The organism is Pseudomonas sp. BNK-7, assembly GCF_048072025.1.
GTDB classification, from domain to species: Bacteria; Pseudomonadota; Gammaproteobacteria; order Pseudomonadales; family Pseudomonadaceae; genus Aquipseudomonas; species Aquipseudomonas danubii.
Genome location: NZ_CP182252.1, coordinates 1,771,767 through 1,787,651, shown reverse-complemented (window position 1 = coordinate 1,787,651; position 15,885 = coordinate 1,771,767). Strand labels below are relative to the sequence as shown.

At 65.0% G+C, this 15,885-nt stretch carries 16 protein-coding genes; all 16 read left to right on the top strand.

Features of this window, described 5'->3' with window-relative positions:
* Window positions 1–101: 101 nt before the first annotated feature.
* Complete coding sequence (locus ACMGF8_RS08235; RefSeq protein WP_207167001.1) at window positions 102–2,237, top strand: TonB-dependent receptor; 2,136 nt, start codon at window positions 102–104, stop codon at window positions 2,235–2,237.
* A gap of 41 nt (window positions 2,238–2,278) precedes the next feature.
* Window positions 2,279–3,067: an ABC transporter ATP-binding protein gene (locus tag ACMGF8_RS08230; protein ID WP_207167000.1), complete on the top strand. Its 789-nt coding sequence runs from the start codon at window positions 2,279–2,281 to the stop codon at window positions 3,065–3,067.
* On the top strand, window positions 3,064–4,023 hold the full coding sequence (locus ACMGF8_RS08225; RefSeq protein WP_207166999.1) for an ABC transporter substrate-binding protein: 960 nt from the start codon (window positions 3,064–3,066) through the stop codon (window positions 4,021–4,023). The genes ACMGF8_RS08230 and ACMGF8_RS08225 overlap by 4 nt, the downstream gene beginning before the upstream one ends.
* A complete protein-coding gene (locus tag ACMGF8_RS08220) occupies window positions 4,020–5,030 on the top strand; it encodes a FecCD family ABC transporter permease (protein ID WP_102862969.1) in 1,011 nt (336 codons plus the stop codon). The genes ACMGF8_RS08225 and ACMGF8_RS08220 overlap by 4 nt, the downstream gene beginning before the upstream one ends.
* Window positions 5,031–5,181: 151 nt before the next feature.
* Window positions 5,182–5,481, top strand: coding sequence for a hypothetical protein (locus tag ACMGF8_RS08215; RefSeq protein WP_102862968.1), 300 nt, complete (start codon window positions 5,182–5,184; stop codon window positions 5,479–5,481).
* Window positions 5,482–5,749: 268 nt separating this feature from the next.
* Window positions 5,750–7,015, top strand: a complete 1,266-nt coding sequence (gene urtA / locus ACMGF8_RS08210) for an urea ABC transporter substrate-binding protein (RefSeq protein ID WP_102862967.1) — start codon at window positions 5,750–5,752, stop codon at window positions 7,013–7,015.
* Window positions 7,016–7,185: 170 nt separating this feature from the next.
* On the top strand, window positions 7,186–8,688 hold the full coding sequence (gene urtB / locus ACMGF8_RS08205) for an urea ABC transporter permease subunit UrtB (protein ID WP_207166998.1): 1,503 nt from the start codon (window positions 7,186–7,188) through the stop codon (window positions 8,686–8,688).
* Window positions 8,688–9,767, top strand: a complete 1,080-nt coding sequence (gene urtC, locus ACMGF8_RS08200; protein ID WP_102862965.1) for an urea ABC transporter permease subunit UrtC — start codon at window positions 8,688–8,690, stop codon at window positions 9,765–9,767. The genes urtB and urtC overlap by 1 nt, the downstream gene beginning before the upstream one ends.
* The gene (urtD, locus tag ACMGF8_RS08195) at window positions 9,764–10,624 is read left to right on the top strand and encodes an urea ABC transporter ATP-binding protein UrtD (protein ID WP_102862964.1); all 861 of its coding nucleotides are present in this window, start codon (window positions 9,764–9,766) and stop codon (window positions 10,622–10,624) included. The genes urtC and urtD overlap by 4 nt, the downstream gene beginning before the upstream one ends.
* Window positions 10,625–10,763: 139 nt before the next feature.
* Window positions 10,764–11,462, top strand: a complete 699-nt coding sequence (urtE, locus tag ACMGF8_RS08190) for an urea ABC transporter ATP-binding subunit UrtE (protein ID WP_207166996.1) — start codon at window positions 10,764–10,766, stop codon at window positions 11,460–11,462.
* Window positions 11,463–11,492: 30 nt separating this feature from the next.
* Window positions 11,493–12,332: an urease accessory protein UreD gene (locus ACMGF8_RS08185; RefSeq protein WP_102862962.1), complete on the top strand. Its 840-nt coding sequence runs from the start codon at window positions 11,493–11,495 to the stop codon at window positions 12,330–12,332.
* 43 nt (window positions 12,333–12,375) lie between these two features.
* Window positions 12,376–12,678 carry an urease subunit gamma gene (locus ACMGF8_RS08180; protein ID WP_060837311.1) on the top strand — a complete coding sequence of 101 codons (303 nt, stop codon included), beginning with the start codon at window positions 12,376–12,378 and terminating at the stop codon, window positions 12,676–12,678.
* Window positions 12,679–12,687: 9 nt separating this feature from the next.
* Window positions 12,688–13,221 carry a GNAT family N-acetyltransferase gene (locus tag ACMGF8_RS08175; protein ID WP_115581497.1) on the top strand — a complete coding sequence of 178 codons (534 nt, stop codon included), beginning with the start codon at window positions 12,688–12,690 and terminating at the stop codon, window positions 13,219–13,221.
* 7 nt (window positions 13,222–13,228) lie between these two features.
* On the top strand, window positions 13,229–13,762 hold the full coding sequence (locus tag ACMGF8_RS08170; RefSeq protein ID WP_102881976.1) for a GNAT family N-acetyltransferase: 534 nt from the start codon (window positions 13,229–13,231) through the stop codon (window positions 13,760–13,762).
* Window positions 13,759–14,064, top strand: a complete 306-nt coding sequence (locus tag ACMGF8_RS08165; RefSeq protein WP_102862959.1) for an urease subunit beta — start codon at window positions 13,759–13,761, stop codon at window positions 14,062–14,064. Before ACMGF8_RS08170 ends, ACMGF8_RS08165 begins: the two co-directional genes overlap by 4 nt.
* A 108-nt stretch (window positions 14,065–14,172) precedes the next feature.
* Entirely contained in the window at window positions 14,173–15,873 is a 1,701-nt protein-coding gene (gene ureC, locus ACMGF8_RS08160) for an urease subunit alpha (protein ID WP_102862958.1), read from the top strand.
* The last annotated feature ends 12 nt before the right edge of the window (window positions 15,874–15,885 follow it).

Sequence of the window (15,885 nt, the reverse complement as noted above, 5' to 3'; positions counted from 1 at the left end):
ATGCACGGTTATAATGTTACTTTATAACATTAAAGTGTAAGATCCCTGCCCGCAGTTCCCCACTGCGGGCAACCCCCTCGAAGAAGTGATTCACCGTCCCGATGAACAAGTACTTGCTGCCCAGCCTTTGCCTGATGGCCTTGCCTTCCCTGGCTCAGGCGGATGATTCCGCCGCCTCCCTGACCCTGCCCACCGGCACCATTTCGGCTCCGGCCAGCGCGGCCGACGACAGCGTCAGCCTGAAGACCCCCACCAGCGCCGGCTCGCGCCTGGGCCTCAGCGCCCTGGAAACCCCGGCCAGCACTGACAGCCTGAGCGGCGAACGGATTCGCGCCCGGGGTGACCGCAGCATTCAGGACGCGGTCTCCCGCAGCGCCGGCATCAGCCGCACCGGCACCCCAGGCGACGGTGGCACTTCCTTGTCGGCACGGGGTTTCACCGGGCAGAGTTCAGTGATGCAGCTGTATGACGGCAACCGCATGTACACCGGCATGGGCACCGTGACCTTCCCGGTGGACAGCTGGGCGGTGGAGCGGGTCGACGTGCTGCGCGGCCCGGCCTCGGTGCTGTATGGCGAAGGTGCCACCGGCGCGGTGATCAACACCCTCCCGAAAAAGCCCTTCAGCGGCGCAATCGAAAACCACCTGCGCCTGGGCTACGGCTCCTTCGATCGCCAGCAGCAGGCCCTGGACAGCGGTGGCTCCCTGAGCGACACCTTGAGCTATCGGCTCAACCTCAACCGCGAGCGCAGCAACGGCTGGATCGACCGTGGCGACTCCTCCGGCGATTTCGTCAGTGCCGCCCTGCGCTGGCAGGCTCGCGACGACCTGGCCTTTACCCTGGCCCACGACTACGGCGACCAGAACCCGATGAACGACTTCGGCACGCCGCTGATCAACGGGCGCTTCCACAAAAGCCTGCGAAACAAGAACTACAACGTCCGCAATGACCAGCAGCACTACAACGACCAGTGGACCCGCCTGACCAGCGAATGGCAGATTTCCGACCAGGTCAGTGCCAGCAACGAGCTGTATTACCTCAAGGCCCAGCGTCGTTGGCAGAACGCCGAGAACTACAACTTCAACCCGACCACCGGCCAACTGAGCCGCAGCGGTTACTACGCTATCGGCCACCAGCAGGAACAGGTCGGCGACCGCCAGACCTTTACCTTCAAGCACTCGCTGCTGGGCCTCGACAGCCAGACCCTGACCGGCGTCGACTACAACCGCATTCGCTTTCACCTGAAGAGCAATTCGCCCTTCACCGACAGTTTTACCAACGGTCAACCGCTGGACCTGTATCACCCGGCCGCGGGCGACTTCGCCAGCAACAGCCCCTACCGCGATCAATTCAAGACCACCACCAAACAGCTGTCGGTGTTCGCCGAAAACCGCCTGCAACTCAGCGAGCGCTGGTCCCTGGTGACCGGTGTGCGCCGCGACTATGCGCACATTGATCGGGATGACTTGAAGGACGACAGCCGCAGCGACAAGACCCTGACCGGCAACAACTGGAAGGCCGGGCTGGTGTTTGCCGTAACCCCGGACACCTCCCTTTACGGGCAGTACTCCACCAGCACCGACGGCGTTGGCGGGCTGATTTCCCTGAGCAAGAGCCAGCAACAATTCGACCTGTCCAGCGCCCGGCAGAGCGAGATCGGCCTCAAGCAGGCGTTCTGGGACCAGCGTGGCGAATGGACCCTGGCGGCCTACCACATCGTCAAGAAGAAGCTGCTGACCGATGTGCCCGGCGAGCCGAACCGCAAACAGCAAGTGGGCCAGCAATCCTCCAACGGCCTGGAAGCCAGCCTGGAGCTGCAACTGCCCGACGCCTGGCAATTGCAGGCCAACGCCGCCATCGTTCGTGCCCAGTACGACGACTTCCAGCAGGACGTCAACGGCGTGCAAGTCTCCCGCGACGGCAAGCGCCCGGTGGACGTGCCGCGCCGCACCGCCAACCTGTGGCTGAGCAAGGCCCTCAACGATGACCTGCGGGCCGGCGCCGGAGTGCGCTACGTGGATGCGCGCTACGCCGATATGGCCAACCGCAACGAACTGCCCAGCTACACCGTGGTCGATGCCAACCTGTCGTGGAAAGCCCTGCCCAATACCACCCTGGGCCTGCAATTGAACAACCTGTTTGACCGCCAGTACGCGCAAAGCCAATACAATGACGGCCAGCAATGGATACTCGGCGAGCCACGCTCGTTCTTCGTCACCGCTGACTACACCTTTTAACCCCACCTGGCGCTACGGCACGGGGATCACACGGACACCGCATGACCTCGCTGAACCTCACCAACCTGGCCTGGACACCCCTGGGCCAGGGCCACTGCCATCACCAGTTCCAACTGCGTGAGGCCAGCCTGCAAGTGGCGGCCGGCGAGTTCGTCGGCCTGATCGGGCCCAACGGCAGCGGCAAGACCAGCCTGCTGCGCTGCGCCTATCGCTTCAGCAAGCCGCAGCAGGGCGAGGTGCAGCTTGAGCATCAGAATGTGTGGAAGCAATCGCCACGCTGGTGCGCGCAACGCATCGCCGTGGTGCTCCAGGAGTTCCCCGACGCCTTCGGCCTGACGGTGGAGGAAGTGGTCGCCATGGGCCGCACGCCGCACAAGGGCCTGTTCGACGGCGACACCGAACAAGACCGGCGCATCGCCCGCGAGGCCCTGGAATCGGTGGGCCTGCTGGGCTTCGAGGACCATGCTTTCGCCACCTTGTCCGGGGGCGAGAAACAACGGGTGATCCTGGCCCGGGCCCTGGCCCAGCGCCCGCAACTGCTGATCCTCGATGAACCGACCAACCACCTCGACCCGCGCTACCAGCTGGAGCTGTTGCAACGGGTCAAGCGCCTGGGCATCGGCACCCTGGCGAGCATCCATGACCTGAACCTGGCCGCGGCCTTCTGCGACCGGCTGTATGTCCTCGATCACGGACGCATCGTCGCCAGCGGCACTCCCACCGAAGTGCTCACAGTCGATCTGCTGCGCAACGTGTTCGGCGTCGAGGCGCTGATCGACGCCCACCCCCTGTCCGGCTACCCACGAATCACCTGGATCACTCAACCATGACCTTGCGCTCCCTGCTCCGCTCCGGCCTCGCCCTGACCCTGTTCCTGGGCACCGCCCAAGCCTTCGCCGAAGCGACCCACTACCCGCTGACCATCACCAGCTGCAACCGTGAAGTGACCTTCAAGCAAGCGCCGCAACACGCCCTCAGCCATGACATCAACATGACCCAGATGATGCTCGCCCTGGGGCTCAAGTCGCGGATGGTGGGCTACAGCGGCGTCAGTGGCTGGAAGGCCGTGACCCCGCAAATGAGCACCTTGCTCGACGGTCTGCCAGAGCTGGCGGCCAAGTACCCGTCGGTGGAAACCCTGCTCAACGCCAACGTCGACTTTTTCTTCGCCGGCTGGGACTACGGCATGCGCATCGGCGGCGACCTCACGCCGCAGACCCTGGCGCCACTGGGGATCAACGTCTACGAGCTGACCGAGTCCTGCGCCTTCGTGATGAAGCGCCCGGCGGCCAGCCTCGACGACACCTACAACGACCTGCGCAACCTGGGGCGGATCTTCGACGTGCAGGACCGGGCCAACGCGCTGATCGCGCAGATGCAGGAGCAGGTCGCCGAGGTACAGAAGGACCTGCCCAAGGACAAGCCCCGGGTGTTCCTCTACGACAGCGGCGAAGACCGGGCCATGACCTCGGGCCGCCTGGGCATGCCCCAGGCCCTGATCGATGCCGCTGGCGGGCGCAACATTCTCGATGACGTCGAAGCCAGTTGGACCCGAATCAACTGGGAGACGGTGGTCGAGCGTAACCCGCAAGTGATCGTCATCGTCGACTACAGCGAAGTCACCGCCGAGCAGAAGCAGCAGTTCCTGCTGAATAACCAGGCCCTGCAAGGAGTCGACGCGATCAAGAACCAGCGCTTCATCGTCATTCCCTATGTGCAAGCCACCCCGGGCATCGACAACGTGCTGGCGGTGGAAACCCTGGCCAAGGGTTTCCACGGCGAATGATCAAGGGTCGTTATGCCTGCCTGTTACTGACCCTCGGCGCCCTGCTGCTGGCGTCCTGTGTGCTGTCCCTGGGTTTCGGTCCGGCGCGGGTGCCGGCGGAGGTGGTCTGGCGGATTCTCCTGCACAAGGCCCTGGGCCTGGGTACGGTGGACTGGAGCCCGGGCCAGGAGCATATCGTCTGGCTGATCCGCGTCCCGCGCATGCTCCTCGGTGCTTTGGTCGGCGCCGGGCTGGCACTGATCGGCGCGGTGCTGCAGGCCGTGACCCGCAATCCCCTGGCCGACCCGCACCTGCTGGGGGTGACCTCCGGCGCCACCCTCGGCGCGGTGATCGTGGTGCTGCACCTGGGGCAGGTCATCGGCCTCTTGACCCTGCCCCTGGCGGCCTTTATCGGCGCCCTGGCGAGCATGCTCCTGGTGCTGGGCATCGCCGCGCGCAACGGGCGCCTGGACAGCGACCGCCTGCTGCTGTGCGGGGTGGCGGTGTCCTTCGTGATGATGGCGGTGGCCAACCTGCTGCTGTTCATGGGTGATCACCGGGCCAGCTCGGCGGTGATGTTCTGGATGCTCGGCGGCCTGGGCCTGGCGCGCTGGGAACTGCTGGCGATTCCTGCCGCCAGCGTGCTGCTGGGGCTGGGGTTGCTGCTGGGCATGGCACGGCCGCTGAATGCCTTGATGGCCGGGGAACAGACCGCCGTGACCCTGGGCCTGAACGCACGCAACGTGCGCCTGAAGGTGTTCCTGATCGCCTCGCTGATGACCGGGGTGCTGGTGTCCATCAGCGGCTCCATCGGCTTTGTCGGGCTGATGGTGCCGCACATCGCCCGGCGCCTGGTGGGTGCCGAGCACCGTCGACTGCTGCCGGCGTGCGTGCTGCTGGGCAGCCTGTTCCTGGTCTGGGTCGACGTCGCCGCGCGTACCCTGATTGCCCCTGAGGACCTGCCCATCGGCGTGGCCACCGCGGCCATTGGCGGGCTGTTCTTCATTGGCCTGATGCGCCGCCGCTGACGGTGCCCGTCTCCCTGTAGGCGCCGGCTTGCCGGCGAAGGCGCCCCTGAGCCTTGTGCCAGGTTCGAGGGCCTCTTCGCTGGCAAGCCAGCTCCTACAATCGTCGCCCTTGCTTTAAGATCGCGCGCTTGGATCTCTCAGGATGAGTCTCATGTTCAGAACCGCATTCTTGGCCTTGCTGCTCGGCACCACCCTTGGTGCCCAGGCCGGCACCTCGGTCGACGTCTCGAAAATCTACGGCAACATCCAGATCGTCAACAGCTTCCCCGACTACAAGGTCAAGGTGGTGAACTCCTTTCCCGATCTGAAGGTCAAGCAGGTCAACTCCTTTGCCGACGCGCCGGGCAAGTGGAAGATCGTCAACAGCTTTCCCGATTACAAGATCCAGATCGTCGACTCCTTTCCCGATTTCACCATCAAATACGTCGACTCCTTCCCTGGGGTTAACTGAAGCCCCTGGCTGACCCAGGCTGCCGCTCTGCGGCAGCACCACAATGACGCATCCATGCGCACCATCCTCTGCGCAAAGCCTCCTCTTGGGGCATCACCTAGCCGCTCACTGCCGCTAAGACCGACGTTTTCATGCCCTAGGGCGACTCGGCACATCCCTTGCAAAACAGCCCTTCAGCACAGGCGGAGTGAAAACTACTGCGTTTTCACTGCGCCCGAGAAGTCGCATCTACCACCTGAAAAAATCAAGAGTTCATGGAGATCGCACAATGAAGCGTCGTAGTTTGCTCAAGGCTTTCACTCTCTCGGCAAGCATTGCCGCGATGGGCATGACCTGGACCGTCCAGGCCGCCGAGACCATCAAGGTCGGTATCCTGCACTCCCTGTCGGGGACCATGGCGATCTCTGAAACCTCGCTCAAAGACATGGCGCTGATGACCATTGACGAGATCAACGCCAAGGGCGGGGTCAACGGCAAGCTGCTGGAACCGGTGGTGGTGGACCCGGCCTCCAACTGGCCGCTGTTCGCCGAAAAGGGTCGGCAGTTGCTGACCCAGGACAAGGTGGCGGTGGTGTTCGGCTGCTGGACATCGGTGTCGCGCAAATCGGTGCTGCCAGTGTTCGAAGAACTCAACGGCCTGCTGTTCTACCCGGTGCAGTACGAAGGCGAAGAAATGTCGCCCAACGTCTTCTACACCGGCGCCGCGCCGAACCAGCAGGCGATCCCGGCGGTGGAGTACCTGATGAGCGAAGACGGTGGCAGTGCCAAGCGCTTCTTCCTGCTGGGCACCGACTACGTCTACCCGCGCACCACCAACAAGATTTTGCGTTCGTTCCTGCACGCCAAGGGCGTGGCCGACAAGGACATCGAAGAGGTCTACACCCCCTTCGGCCACAGCGACTATCAAACCATCGTCGCCAACATCAAGAAGTTCTCCGCCGGCGGCAAGACCGCGGTGATCTCCACGGTCAACGGCGATTCCAACGTGCCCTTCTACAAGGAACTGGCCAACCAGGGCCTGAAGGCCACCGACGTGCCGGTGGTGGCGTTCTCGGTGGGCGAAGAAGAACTGCGCGGCATCGACACCAAGCCGCTGGTGGGCAACCTCGCGGCATGGAACTACTTCGAATCGGTGGATAACCCGGTGAACCAGAAGTTCGTCGCCGCCTGGAAGGCCTACGCCAAGGCCAAGAACCTGCCGGGGGCAGACAAGGCGGTGACCAACGACCCGATGGAAGCCACCTACGTCGGCATTCACATGTGGGCCCAGGCGGTGGAGAAAGCCAAGTCCACCGATGTCGACAAGGTCCGCGAAGCCCTGGCCGGGCAGACCTTCGCCGCGCCCTCGGGCTACACCCTGACCATGGACAAGACCAACCACCACCTGCACAAGCCGGTGATGATCGGCGAGATCCAGCCGGACGGTCAGTTCAACGTGGTGTGGCAGACCGAAGGGCCGATCCGCGCCCAGCCCTGGAGCCCATACATCCCGGGCAACGACAAGAAGCCGGACTACGCGGTCAAGAGCAACTGATCGCCGGATGGACGCCAAGCCTTCAGGCCCGGCACACCCCCTGTAGCCGCTGCCGTAGGCTGCGATCGGCCTCGAAGAGCACGTGCTCTTGAGGCCTTTGAAGGTCCTGCGGACCTTATCGCAGCCTGCGGCAGCGGCCACAGAACCACGCTACGCGCAAGGCCACTGATATGCCCACTGCCCTCTACCGTTTGATCCTCGCCTGCCTGTTGCTGCTGCCCATGGCCGCCCAGGCCGGCGACGCCGAAGACTTCGTCGCCGGCAACTCCAGCGAACAGGCCCGGCTTCTGGAAAGCTGGGCCGCGCAGCCCGACCCGGCGCGCCTGGAACTGCTCACGGCCCTGCAACAAGGCCAACTGAGCATGGCCGGCGAAACCAAGCCCCTGCGCCTGAACAACCGCTTGCGGGGCCTGATCGACAGCGCCCTGGCCAGCCATCAGTTGCTTGCCAGCGAGGCCAGCACCCGGCTCGACGCCGCCCGGCAGCTGCAGAAAAGCGCCAAGCCGGCGCAATTGAAATTCCTCGATGCCCAGCTCGCCGCCGAGCAAGACCCCGGCGTGCGCGCCGCCCTGAGCCTGGCCCTGGCCAACCTGCAACTGGTGGACAGCGACCCGGCGGTGCGTCTGGCCGCCGTGCGCCTTTTGGGGGAAACCGGCGACCCACTGGCCCGCACCCGCCTCGAAGGCCTGCTGCAACCCGGGGTCGAGGCCGATGCCAATGTGCGCACCGCCGCCGAAACCAGCCTGGCCCAGGTCAAGCGCAAGCTGCTGGTGGGTGAAGTCCTCGGCCAGGCCTTCAGCGGCTTGTCCCTGGGCTCGATCCTGCTGCTGGCGGCCCTGGGCCTGGCCATCACCTTCGGCCTGCTGGGGGTGATCAACATGGCCCACGGCGAGATGCTGATGCTCGGCGCCTATGCCACCTACGTGGTGCAGCTGCTGTTCCAGCGCTACGCCCCACACGCCATCGAGTACTACCCGCTGCTGGCACTGCCGGTGGCGTTCTTCGTCACCGCCGGGATCGGCATGGCCCTGGAGCGCACGGTGATCCGTCATCTCTATGGCCGGCCCCTGGAAACCCTGCTGGCCACCTGGGGCATCAGCCTGATGCTGATCCAACTGGTGCGCCTGCTGTTCGGCGCGCAGAACGTCGAGGTGGCGAACCCGGCCTGGCTCTCCGGCGGCATCCAGGTATTGCCTAATCTGGTACTGCCCTACAACCGCATCGTGATCATCGCCTTCGCGCTGTTCGTTGTCGTGCTCACCTGGCTGCTGCTGAACAGGACCCGCCTGGGCCTGAACGTGCGAGCAGTGACCCAGAACCGCAACATGGCCGCGTGCTGCGGCGTGCCCACCGGCCGCGTGGACATGCTCGCCTTCGGCCTCGGCTCGGGCATCGCCGGCCTGGGTGGCGTGGCCCTGAGCCAGGTCGGCAACGTTGGCCCGGACCTGGGCCAGAGCTACATCATCGACTCGTTCCTGGTGGTGGTGCTCGGCGGCGTCGGGCAACTGGCCGGCAGCGTGCTGGCGGCCTTTGGCCTGGGGGTGGCGAACAAGATCCTCGAACCGCAGATCGGCGCCGTACTGGGCAAGATCCTCATCCTGGCGCTGATCATTCTGTTCATCCAGAAACGCCCGCAAGGACTCTTCGCACTCAAAGGACGGGTGATCGACTGATGAATCAACCACTGCTCATTACCGCCAGCCAGAAAGCTGGGCCCAAGGTCACGATCGCCGTCGGCGCGCTGCTGCTCCTGGTGCTGCTGGCCTTGCCGCTGTTGTCACTGCTGCCGGCGGACAACCCGCTGCAGGTCTCGGCCTACACCCTGACCCTGGTGGGCAAGATCCTCTGCTACGCCATTGTCGCCCTGGCCCTGGACCTGGTCTGGGGCTACGCCGGGCTGCTGTCACTGGGCCACGGCCTGTTCTTCGCCCTGGGCGGCTACGCCATGGGCATGTACCTGATGCGCCAGGCCGCCGGAGACGGCCTGCCAGCGTTCATGACCTTCCTTTCGTGGAGCGAACTGCCCTGGTACTGGACCGGCACCAGCCACTTCCTCTGGGCCCTGTGCCTGGTGGTGCTGGCGCCGGGTCTCTTGGCCCTGGTGTTCGGTTTCTTCGCCTTCCGCTCGCGGATCAAGGGCGTGTATTTCTCGATCATGACCCAGGCCCTGACGTTTGCCGGAATGCTGCTGTTCTTCCGTAACGAGACCGGTTTTGGCGGCAACAACGGCTTCACCAATTTCCGCAGCATCCTGGGTTTTGGCATCACCGAACCGGGCACTCGCGCGGTGCTGTTCCTGGCCACGGTGCTGCTGCTGGTGGCCAGCCTGTACCTGGGCTGGCGCCTGGCCCGGAGCAAGTTCGGCCGGGTGCTGACCGCCCTGCGCGATGCCGAGAACCGCCTGATGTTCTGCGGCTACGACCCCCGTGGCTTCAAACTGTTCGTCTGGGTCTTGAGCGCGGTGCTCTGTGGCTTGGCCGGGGCCCTGTATGTGCCCCAGGTGGGCATCATCAACCCCAGCGAGATGTCCCCCACCAACTCCATCGAGGCTGCCGTGTGGGTAGCCCTGGGCGGACGCGGCACGCTGATCGGGCCGCTGCTGGGCGCCGGGCTGGTGAACGGCATGAAGAGCTGGTTCACCGTGGCCTTCCCCGAATACTGGCTGTTCTGCCTCGGTGCCCTGTTCATCGTGGTGACCCTGTACCTGCCCAAGGGCGTGATCGGCCTGCTGAAGAAACGAGGTGAACAATGAGAGTCACTGCGACCGCGGACTTCATGCTCGAACCCATTCTCGACGCCAACAAGGACGCCGGCGCCAGCCGCGACGCCATCGGCCTCGGGCACGCCGCCGGCAAGGGCCTCAACACCCGCCACGGCACCCTCCTGACCCTGGAAGACATCAGCGTCAGCTTCGACGGTTTCAAGGCCCTCAACGACCTCAACCTGTACATCGGCGTCGGCGAGCTGCGCTGCATCATCGGCCCCAACGGCGCCGGCAAGACCACCCTGATGGACGTGATCACCGGCAAGACCCGCCCCACCCAGGGCAAGGCCTGGTTCGGCGAAACCCTGGACCTGACCCGGATGAGCGAAGTGCAGATCGCCCAGGCCGGGATCGGCCGCAAGTTCCAGAAGCCCACGGTGTTCGAGGCCCTGAGCGTGTTCGAGAACCTGGAGCTGGCGCAGAAGACCGACAAGTCGGTGTGGGCCAGCCTCGGGGCGCGCCTGAGCGGCGAACAGAAAGACCGCATCGCCCAGGTGCTGGAGACCATTCGCCTGAGCCCTTCGGCCCAGCGCCAGGCCGGCTTGCTGTCCCACGGTCAGAAGCAGTTCCTGGAGATCGGCATGCTGCTGATGCAAGACCCGCAACTGCTGTTGCTGGACGAGCCGGTGGCAGGCATGACCGACGCCGAGACCGAGTTCACCGCCGAGCTGTTCAAGACCCTGGCGGGCCAGCATTCGCTGATGGTGGTGGAACACGACATGGGCTTTGTCGGCTCGATTGCCGACCACGTCACCGTGCTGCACCAGGGCAGCGTACTGGCCGAAGGGTCGCTGGAGCAGGTGCAGGAAAACGAGCGGGTGATCGAGGTGTACCTCGGCCGCTGACCCAACCAACCACCTTTGTCGCCGCTGCCGCAGGCTGCGATCGGCCTTGAAGAGGACGTGCTCTGCAAGGCCCATGAAGGTCCTGTGGACCTTGTCGCAGCCTGCGGCAGCGGCTACAGGTTTTTGAAGGAATCCGAACATGCTGCAAGTCGACCAGCTGCACCAGTACTACGGCGGTAGCCACATCCTGCGCGGCCTGAGTTTCGAAGCCCGGATCGGCGAAGTCACCTGCCTGCTGGGACGCAACGGCGTGGGCAAGACCACCCTGCTCAAATGCCTGATGGGCCTGCTGCCGGTCAAGGAAGGCGCGGTCAACTGGGAGGGCCGGACCATCACCGGCTACAAGCCCCACCAGAGGGTCAGCGCCGGGATCGCCTACGTGCCCCAGGGCCGGGAAATCTTCGGCCGCCTGAGCGTGGAGGAAAACCTGCTGATGGGCCTGTCCCGCTTCCCCGGCTCCCAGGCCAGGGAAGTCCCGGCCTTCATCTACGAACTGTTCCCAGTGCTGTTGCAGATGAAGCAGCGCCGTGGCGGCGACCTCTCCGGCGGCCAGCAGCAACAGCTGGCCATCGGTCGCGCCCTGGCCAGCCGCCCCCGGCTGCTGATCCTCGATGAGCCCACCGAAGGCATCCAGCCCTCGGTGATCAAGGAGATCGGCGCGGTGATCAAGCAACTCGCGGCCCGGGGCGATATGGCCATTGTGCTGGTGGAACAGTTCTACGACTTTGCCGCCGAACTGGCGGACCAGTACCTGGTGATGTCCCGGGGCGAAATCGTCCAGCAGGGCCGAGGGGAAAATATGCAGGCAGAAGGTGTACGCGGCCTGGTTACGATCTAATCTGTAGCTTCCTAACGATAACGACCCAGCATGAACTCACCTGCCGCCACCGCCCTGTTCACCCCCAGCTGGCACGCCGAGCTGGAACTGGCCTATGCCCGTTTCGGCGCCACCACGCGCCCGGTGCTGCGTCGCCACCTGGGCCCGCTGCGGGTGCAGAAGCACCTGTATGCCGAAGGCCCCGAGGTCTGCCAGCACATCATCGTCCACCCACCCGGCGGCATCGCCGGCGGCGACCGGCTGGCCATCAGTGCCCGGGTCGAGCGCGACGCCTGGGCCCAGCTGACCAGCCCCGGTGCCGCCAAGTGGTACCGCGCCACCGGCCCTGCCAGCCAGACCCTGAGGCTGCAAGTGGCGCCGGGGGCGACCCTGGAATGGCTGCCCCAGGAAACCATTGTCTTCAGCGCCGCCCAGGCCGAACTGACCACCCTGATCGAACTGCAAGGCGATGCCCGGCTGTTCTACTGGGACGTCGTGGCCCTGGGACGCCCGGCCAGTGGCGAGCGCTTCGAGCAAGGGCACTTCCAGGCTCACCTGGATATCCAGCGCGACGGCCGACCGCTCTGGCATGAGCGCCAGCGCATCAAAGGTGGCGACGGCCTGCTGGATTCCCCCATCGGCCTGGACGGCCAGCCAGTGTTCGCCACCTTGCTGGTGACCGGTGAAATCGACAGCCAACTGCTGGAGCGCTGCCGCGCCCTGGAACACCCGGTACGTGGCGACCTGAGCCAACTGCCGGGCCTGCTGGTGGCCCGCTGCCTGGCCAGTGAAGCCCTGCAGGCCCGGGCCTGGCTGATCGACCTGTGGCGCCTGCTGCGCCCGGCGTTGCTGGGCCGCGAGGCCGTGCCGCCGAGGATCTGGAACACATGAAACACCTGCCCTTTTCAAACTGCCCAACGACGGATCGATCACGATGGACCTGACCCCACGCGAAAAAGACAAGCTGCTGATCTTCACCGCCGGCCTGGTGGCCGAACGGCGACTGGCCCGCGGCCTCAAGCTCAACTACCCGGAAGCCATGGCCTATATTTCCGCCGCGCTGCTCGAAGGTGCCCGGGACGGCCAGAGCGTGGCCGATCTGATGCACTACGGCACCACCCTGCTGAGCCGCGAACAGGTGATGGAAGGCATCCCGGAGATGATCCCGGAGATCCAGGTCGAGGCCACCTTCCCCGACGGCACCAAGCTGGTCACCGTCCACCAACCCATCGCCTGAGGCCGCGCCATGACCTATCGCATCCGCGACGCATTGCACGCCGACCTGCCGGCAATCCGCGACATCTACAACGACGCGGTGGTCAATACCACGGCGATCTGGAACGACGCCCCGGTCGACCTGGGCAACCGTCAGGCCTGGTTCAGCGCGCGCCAGAGCCAGGGCTATCCGATCCTGGTGGTGGTCAACGCCGAGGAGCAGGTGCTCGGCTACGCTTCCTTCGGCGACTGGCGACCCTTCGACGGCTTTCGCCACACCGTGGAACATTCGGTCTATGTCCGTCGCGACCAGCGCGGCAACGGCCTGGGTCCACAGCTGATGGCAGTGCTGCTGGAGCGCGCCCGGGGCTGTGACAAGCACGTGATGGTGGCCGCCATCGAAAGCGCCAACGCCGCCTCGATCCGTCTGCATGAGCGCCTGGGTTTCATCAGCACCGGGCAGATGCCCCAGGTGGGCACCAAGTTCGGCCGCTGGCTGGACCTGACCTTCATGCAGCTGATTCTCAACCCTGGGGCACAACCGCCCGCCCCTCACCAGGAGTGACCTCTCGATGAACGCCGCCCAACTGCGCCGAGTCCATGGAGAAAGCTTTGCCCATTACCGTCAAGGATTGATCGACCTGCTGCTGGATTCGGTGCACCACGGCGCGTCCATCGGCTTCATGGCCGATCTGGACGACAGCCAGGCCCGGGACTACCTCGGCAGCGTGCAGGCAGGCGTCGAGGACGGCAGCCTGATGCTGTGGGTGGTGGTTCACGATGAGAAGGTCCTGGCCAGCGTGCAGCTGGCGCTGTGCATGAAGGCCAATGGGCGCAATCGCGCCGAGGTGCAAAAGCTCCAGGTGCTGCACAGCGCCCGGCGCCGTGGCCTGGGCCAGCAACTGATGAACGCCCTGGAGCAGGCCGCCCGCCAGCACAAGCGCGGGCTGCTGTACCTGGACACCGAGGCTGGGTCGGCGGCCGAGGACTTCTACCGTTCCCTGGGCTACACCCGGGTCGGCGAACTGCCCAACTACTGCCAGAGCCCGGACGGCACCTACACCGCCACCGCCATCTACTTCAAGACCCTGGGACACCCCCTATGATTCCTGGCCAATACCAGATCCAGCCCGGCGAGATCGAACTCAATGCCGGGCGCCGCACCTTGACCCTCAGCGTGGCCAACAGTGGCGACCGGCCGATCCAGGTCGGCTCCCACTATCACTTTTTCGAAACCAACGACGCCCTGACCTTCGACCGCGCCGCCAGCCGCGGCATGCGCCTGAACATCGCCGCCGGCACCGCGGTGCGCTTCGAACCGGGACAGACCCGGGAAGTGGAACTGGTGGATCTGGCCGGCAAGCGCCGGGTGTTCGGCTTTGCCGGACGCATCATGGGCGACCTCTGAGCCCTCGACCCTACGCACATAGGAGCCAGCTTGGTGGCGAATGCGGTCTTTCGGGCCCCTTCGCCGGCAAGCCGGCTCCTACAAGACCTGTTTCTGTAAGGAGCTGCGATGAAGATTTCCCGTGAGGCCTACGCCGACATGTTCGGCCCCACCGTGGGCGACAAGGTACGGCTGGCCGACACCGAGCTGTGGATCGAAGTGGAGCAGGACTTCACCACCTACGGTGAAGAAGTGAAGTTCGGTGGCGGCAAGGTGATTCGCGATGGCATGGGCCAGAGCCAGCTGCTGGCGTGCGATGTGGTGGACACCCTGATCACCAACGCGCTGATCATCGATCACTGGGGCATCGTCAAGGCCGACGTCGGTTTGAAGGACGGGCGCATCGCCGCCATCGGCAAGGCCGGCAACCCGGATATCCAGCCCGATGTGACCATCGCCATCGGCGCCAGCACCGAGGTCATCGCCGGTGAAGGCATGATCCTCACCGCCGGCGGCATCGATACCCATATCCACTTCATCTGCCCGCAACAGATTGAAGAAGCGCTGATGAGCGGTGTCACCACCATGATCGGCGGCGGCACCGGGCCGGCCACCGGGACCAACGCCACCACCTGCACCTCCGGGCCTTGGCACATGGCGCGCATGCTCCAGGCCGCGGACGCCTTCCCGATGAACATCGGTTTTACCGGCAAGGGCAACGCCAGCCTGCCGGAGCCCTTGATCGAGCAGGTCAAGGCGGGGGCCATCGGCCTCAAGCTGCACGAGGACTGGGGCAGCACCCCGGCCAGTATCGACAACTGCCTGAGCGTGGCCGATGAGTACGACGTGCAAGTGGCGATCCACACCGACACGCTGAACGAATCCGGCTTCGTCGAAACCACCCTCGGCGCCTTCAAGGGCCGGACCATCCACACCTACCACACCGAAGGTGCCGGCGGCGGCCATGCCCCGGACATCATCAAGGCCTGTGGCTTCGCCAATGTGCTGCCCAGCTCCACCAACCCGACCCGGCCCTTCACCCGCAACACCATCGACGAGCACCTGGACATGCTCATGGTCTGCCACCACCTGGACCCGAGCATCGCCGAGGACGTGGCTTTTGCCGAGAGCCGCATCCGCCGCGAGACCATCGCCGCCGAAGACATCCTCCATGACCTGGGGGCGTTCTCGATGATCAGCTCCGACAGCCAGGCCATGGGCCGGGTCGGCGAAGTGGTGACCCGCACCTGGCAGACCGCCGACAAGATGCACCGCCAGCGCGGTCCGCTGCCGGGCGACGGCCCGGGCAACAGCAACTTCCGGGTCAAGCGCTACATCGCCAAGTACACCATCAACCCGGCCATCACCCACGGCATCAGCCATGAGGTGGGCTCTATCGAAGTAGGCAAATGGGCCGACCTGGTGCTCTGGCGCCCGGCCTTCTTCGGGGTCAAGCCGACCCTGATCCTCAAGGGCGGGGCCATTGCCGCGAGCCTGATGGGTGACGCCAATGCCTCGATCCCGACCCCGCAACCGGTGCACTACCGGCCGATGTTCGCAAGCTTTGGCGGCAGCCGCCACGCCACCAGCCTGACCTTTATCAGCCAGGCCGCACTGGACGCCGGCGTACCGGAGCAACTGGGGCTGAAGAAGCGCATCGCCGTGGTCAAGGGCTGTCGCACCGTGCAAAAGAGCGACCTGATCCACAATGACTACCTGCCGAACATCGAGGTCGACCCGCAGACCTATCAGGTCAAGGCCGATGGTGTACTGCTGTGGTGTGAACCGGCGGATGTGCTGCCCATGGCCCAGCGTTACTTCCTGTTCTGAGGCGTGTCCGGC